Origin of the sequence: Nocardioides sp. (assembly GCF_031422975.1) — a bacterium.
Classification (GTDB): Bacteria; Actinomycetota; Actinomycetes; order Propionibacteriales; family Nocardioidaceae; genus Nocardioides.
This window is the reverse complement of record NZ_JANPEO010000079.1, coordinates 1-3,843: the sequence shown is the minus strand read 5'-3', so window position 1 is coordinate 3,843 and position 3,843 is coordinate 1. Positions and strand designations below refer to the sequence as shown.

2 protein-coding genes and 1 tRNA gene are annotated in these 3,843 nt (G+C 67.2%); all 3 read left to right on the top strand.

Annotated features, from left to right (window positions below):
- Window positions 1-23: 23 nt before the first annotated feature.
- The 3 genes from RMO85_RS02700 (at window position 24) to RMO85_RS02690 (ending at window position 3,597) form a co-directional block, all read left to right on the top strand.
- Entirely contained in the window at window positions 24-563 is a 540-nt protein-coding gene (locus RMO85_RS02700; protein WP_310526319.1) for a PPA1309 family protein, read from the top strand.
- 5 nt (window positions 564-568) lie between these two features.
- Window positions 569-3,472, top strand: coding sequence for a UPF0182 family protein (locus tag RMO85_RS02695; RefSeq protein WP_310526317.1), 2,904 nt, complete (start codon window positions 569-571; stop codon window positions 3,470-3,472).
- Between the two features lie 51 nt (window positions 3,473-3,523).
- A tRNA-Met gene (locus RMO85_RS02690) sits at window positions 3,524-3,597 on the top strand.
- The last annotated feature ends 246 nt before the right edge of the window (window positions 3,598-3,843 follow it).

Below are 3,843 nucleotides of genomic sequence, written 5' to 3'. Positions count from 1 at the left end.
CTGCCGACCTGTGAGGACAATTCATGACCGAGATCTCCCTCCCGCAAGACCCGGCTCTGGCGGCGGCGGTCCTCGAGATCGAGTCCCACATCGCTGAGGCCGGCTGGGACCAGCCGGCTCGGCTCTATGCCCTGGTCGACACGGCGCGCATCGTCGCCCAGGAGCCGACACTCGCATCGCAGATGGGGCTCGACTCCGCGGCGGCGGACGGATCCTTCACGCCGGTCGAGCAGGACGCGCTGCCCGACCGGCCGCTGGAGGTGATCCTCGAGACGATCGTCTGGCCGCCCGAGGTGACCGGGTGCGCCGCGGTGGTGGAGCGCCTCGTGCTGCCACCCGGCGTCGACGACGAGATCCCGGAGGACCCGGCAGCGGCGGAGGAGTTCGCACGCGAGCACCCGTTGCGGCAGGAGGTGCGGATCGTCGCCGGTGCCACGCGCGCTGGTGCGACGTACTGCGCGCTCCGTCTGCGAGCCCATGACGACGGCCAGTCGGTCGTCGACGGCACCGAGCTCGTCCCCGGACTGCTCGAACTGCTGCGAAGCACCCTGGAGGAGTTGTGAGCGGAATGTTCGATGCTGAGTCGGAGCGTCAGCCGCAATCCCCGCCACCGGGTCGGTCGGGCCGTTCGCGCACGCTGATCATCACCGCCGTCGTACTCGTCGTGCTGTTCCTCGGACTGACCGGCTTCGCGTCCTTCTGGACCGAGCGACTGTGGTTCAGGGCCGCGGGCTTCGGGTCCGTGTTCCAGACGTTGCTCTGGACCCGGATCGGACTCTTCCTCGTCTTCGGCGCGGTGATGGCGGCCGCGGTGGCGCTCAACCTCGCGTTGGCCTACCGCGCCCGACCGCTCCTGATCAACAGCGGCGACGCCAACCTCGCGCGCTACCGCGAAGCCGTCACGCCGGTGATGGGCTGGCTGCTCGGCGGCATCTCGACCCTGATGGGCATCTTCGCCGGCGCGTCCGCAGCCGGCCAGTGGCGTGAGTACTCACTGTGGCGCCACTCCTCGCCGTTCGGTCACACCGACCCCTACTTCAACCGGGATGCCGGGTTCTACGTCTTCGAGCTGCCCTGGTGGCACTACCTCACCGACTTCGTCATGGCGGTCGCGGTGATCGGGCTGTTGGCCGCGGCGCTGGTGCACTACCTGTACGGCGGCATCCGGCTGTCCGTCGCCCGGGACCGGCTCAGTGGTGCTGCCCAGGTGCACCTCTCTGCGCTGCTCGGGGTCTTCGTGCTCGCGAAGGGAGCCGACTACTGGCTCGACCGCTTCGACCTCGTCACCGGCTCGGGCTCGCTGTTCACCGGCATGGGCTACACCGATGAGCAGGCCGTGCTGCCGGCGAAGGAGATCCTCACCGGGATCGCACTGATCTGTGCCGTGCTGTTCTTCCTCAACATCTGGCGCCGCACGTGGCTGCTGCCCTCGATGGGGATCGCGCTGCTCGCCCTCTCGGCCGTGCTGCTCGGGCTGATCGTGCCGGGCGTGGTTCAGCAGTTCCAGGTCAGCCCCAACGTCCCCGACAAGGAGGGGAAATACATCGCCGCCAACATCGAGGCGACGAGGGCGGCCTACGACCTGGACGAGATCGAGGTGGCGCCGTACACCAGGGCGCCGAACACCAGCGGGGGCGACCTCGAGGCCCTCGACGCGATCACGTCCTCGGTCCCGCTCCTCGACCCCAAGGTCGTCAGCCCCACGTTCGAGACGCAGCAGCAGGTGCGGGCCTACTACTCGGTCAGTGACGTCCTCGACGTCGACCGCTACGAGATCGCCGGCAAGGAGCGGGCGCTCGTGCTCGGCGTCCGCGAGCTCGAGCAGTCCGGGCTGGGCTCGGACGCGCGCAACTGGTCGAACCTGCACACGGTCTACACCCACGGGAACGGCGTGATTGCGGCGTACGCCAACCAGCGTCCGGAGGACGACGAGCGCCAGTCGGCCAGCATCCAGTGGGCCGAGGGTCAGGAGAGCAACGAGTCGGCGCTGACGAACCTCAAGGACGGCGGCTACGAGTCGCGCGTCTACTACGGCGAGCGAAGCCCGTCCTACTCCATCGTCGGCAAGCCCGAGGGCGGCAGCGACGTCGAGCTCGACCTGCCCAAGGGCGAGCGCGACGACGAGAACCAGAGCACCACGTATGACGGCGACGGTGGCGTACCGATCGGCGGGCTCTTCAACAAGATGATCTACGCCCTGAAGTTCGGCGAGGCCAACCTCGTGCTCTCCGGTCGGGTGTACGACAACAGCAAGATCCTCTACGACCGCGACCCGCGCACGATGGTGGAGAAGGTCGCGCCGTGGCTGACCGTCGACTCCGACCCGTATCCCGCGGTCATCGACGGTCACATCCAGTGGATCCTCGACGGCTACACCGTCACCGACCGCTTTCCGCTCTCGCAGCGCGAGTCGTTGGAGACCATGACCGACGACTCGCTGACCCAGGACACGGGCTTCCAGACCCTGCCGACCGACGAGATCAACTACATGCGCAACGCGGTCAAGGCGACTGTCGACGCCTACGACGGCACCGTCACGATCTACGCCTGGGACGAGGAGGACCCGATCCTCAAGGCGTGGAGCGAGGTCTTCCCCGACGTCGTGCAGCCGAAGGCCGACATTCCGGACGCGCTGATGGAGCACCTGCGCTATCCCGACGACCTGTTCAAGGTGCAGCGCTACCAGTTCGCCCGCTACCACGTCACGGACGCGAAGGACTGGTATGAGGACAACAACCGGTGGGAGGTCCCCAAGGACCCGCAGGCCGAGGACCAGCTGCAGCCGCCGTACCGCCTGTTCACCGACGGCGTCGACGACCAGGCCAACTACTCGCTGACGTCGGTCTACGTGCCGTACAAGAGGCAGAACCTCGCCTCCTTCGTCACCGTCGACAGCGACGCGACCAGCGAGACCTACGGCAAGATCTCCGTGCTCGAGCTGCCCAACGAGCTCACCGACGGCCCAGGGCTGATCGCCAACGAGATCAGCTCGGACGAGGACGTGCGCGGGGAGGTGTTCTCGTTCAGCCAGGGCAACGTGACCCCGGTCTACGGCAACCTGCTCACCCTGCCGGTGGGCGACGGGCTGATGTATGTCCAGCCCCTGTATGCGAAACGGTCGGGTACCGAGTCGAGCTTCCCGATCCTGCGGTTCGTGCTGGTCTCCTACGGCGACAAGATCGGCATCGGTACGACGTTGCGGGAGGCGATCGCCGATGTGCTCGGCGTGTCGGCGACCGAGCCGACGCCGACGCCCGAACCCGAGCCGGACCCGGGTGGCGGCAAGCCCGATCCGACGCCGGCGGGCACCGTCGACGACCAGATCCGCGCACTCCTGGCGAAGGCCGAGGACAAGTTCGCGGCCGCGGATCGTGCCCAGAGCAACGGCAACTCGGTCGGTTGGGCGCGGCTGATGGAGCAGGGCCGCGACCTCATCACGCAGGCGGTCCAGCTCGCGGGCAAGTCTGGCTGACCCCGATTTGAGGTCGTCGCCGTCCATCCCGTAAGGTTGTGAACACACCGACGCGGGGTGGAGCAGTTCGGTAGCTCGCTGGGCTCATAACCCAGAGGTCGCAGGTTCAAATCCTGCCCCCGCTACAAATAGTAAAACAGCAGGTCAGAGGCCGTTTCCCGGAGTTCCGGGAGGCGGCCTCTTTCTGTTGATGTGAGGCCTATGTCCGCACCGTGTCCGCAAACGTTGCCTTAGGATCGGCACCGGCTTGGCCGTGTGAGGCCCTGATACGTCGTGTGTGAGGTGCTTGGTGAGCGTGTCAGTGTGGTCGCAGCCTTGCTCTGAGGAGGGGGAGGAACAGGAAGTTAAGGGAGCCCATCGACCGCTCCTCG